This window comes from Mesorhizobium sp. M7A.F.Ca.CA.004.06.1.1 (assembly GCF_003999135.1).
Lineage (GTDB): Bacteria > Pseudomonadota > Alphaproteobacteria > Rhizobiales > Rhizobiaceae > Mesorhizobium.
The window spans coordinates 1-1,555 of sequence record NZ_RZPQ01001053.1 but is presented as its reverse complement, the minus strand read 5'-3'; the positions used below and the strand labels follow the sequence as shown (position 1 = coordinate 1,555).

General features: G+C 63.3%; 1 protein-coding gene. It reads left to right on the top strand.

Going from position 1 to position 1,555, the window contains the following annotated elements:
- The coding region (locus EN906_RS33725) for a TRCF domain-containing protein (protein ID WP_127375755.1) at window positions 1-1,469 on the top strand (1,469 nt) is incomplete at its 5' end.
- Between the last annotated feature and the right edge of the window lie 86 nt (window positions 1,470-1,555).

The window sequence follows — 1,555 nt, the reverse complement described above, 5'->3', positions numbered from 1 at the left end:
CATTGTTGTCGCGCCAGCATTTCAAGACCTTTTCGCAGCGTTTCTCCGGCCTGCCGATCCGTGTCGGCCAGGCGTCGCGGCTGGTCGGCGCCAAGGAACTGGCCGAGACCAAGAAAGGCATCGCCGAGGGCCAGGTCGACATTGTCATCGGTACGCACGCGCTGCTTGGTTCCGCGATCTCGTTCAAGAACCTTGGCCTGCTGATCATCGACGAGGAGCAGCACTTTGGCGTCAAGCACAAGGAGCGGCTGAAGGATTTGAAAACCGACGTGCACGTGCTGACGCTCTCGGCGACACCGATCCCGCGCACGCTGCAACTGGCGTTGACCGGGGTGCGCGAGCTGTCGCTGATCGCCACGCCACCGGTCGACCGCATGGCGGTGCGCACCTTCATCTCGCCGTTCGATCCCCTGGTCATCCGCGAGACGCTGCTGCGCGAGCGTTATCGCGGCGGCCATTCCTTCTATGTGGTGCCGCGCATCAGCGATCTTTCGGAAATCCATGATTTCCTGAAGGAATCCGTGCCGGAGTTGAAGGTGGCGGTGGCACATGGCCAGATGCCGCCGGGCGAACTCGACGATATCATGAATGCCTTCTATGACGGCCAGTACGACGTGCTGTTGTCGACGACCATCGTCGAATCCGGTCTCGACATCCCCACCGCCAACACGCTGATCATCCACCGCGCCGACATGTTCGGCCTGTCGCAGCTTTATCAGCTGCGCGGCCGCGTCGGGCGTTCCAAGGTGCGCGCCTATGCGCTGTTCACGCTGCCGGCCAACCGCAAGCTGACCGACACCGCCGAGCGCCGGCTGAAGGTGCTGCAATCGCTGGATACGTTGGGCGCCGGCTTCCAGCTCGCCAGCCACGACCTCGATATCAGGGGCGCCGGCAATCTTCTTGGCGAAGAGCAGTCCGGCCACATCAAGGAGGTCGGCTTCGAGCTCTACCAGCAGATGCTGGAAGAGGCCGTCGCCGAGGTGAAGGATTCCGGCGAAGTGCAGGATGGCGGCTGGTCGCCGCAGATTGCCGTCGGCACGGCGGTGATGATCCCGGAAAGCTATGTTCCGGACCTGCAGCTCCGGCTGGCGCTCTACCGCAGGCTTGGCGATCTCGAAAACACCGAGGAAATCGACGCTTTCGGCGCCGAGCTGATCGACCGCTTCGGCCCGCTGCCGGACGAGGTCAAGCATCTGCTCAAGATCGTCTTCATCAAGGCGCTCTGCCGCAAGGCCAATGTCGAGAAGCTCGACGCCGGGCCGAAGGGCGTCGTCATCCATTTCCGCAAGCGCGAATTCTCCAACCCGGTCGGGCTCGTCCGGTTCATCGGCGAGCAGGGCTCGCTGGCCAAGATCCGGCCGGACCACAGCGTCGTCTTCGTGCGCGATTGGCCAACCCCCGAGAAGCGATTGGCGGGCTCGGCGGTCGTCATGACCCAGTTGGCGCGGCTGGTGGAGAAGGCGGCGTAGCCGGCCCAGGCCATTCGCCAGCGCTTGAATTCCGGTCTAGAATAGGAAATCGGCTTCGTGTATGGAGCCGCCATCCCATATAGGGG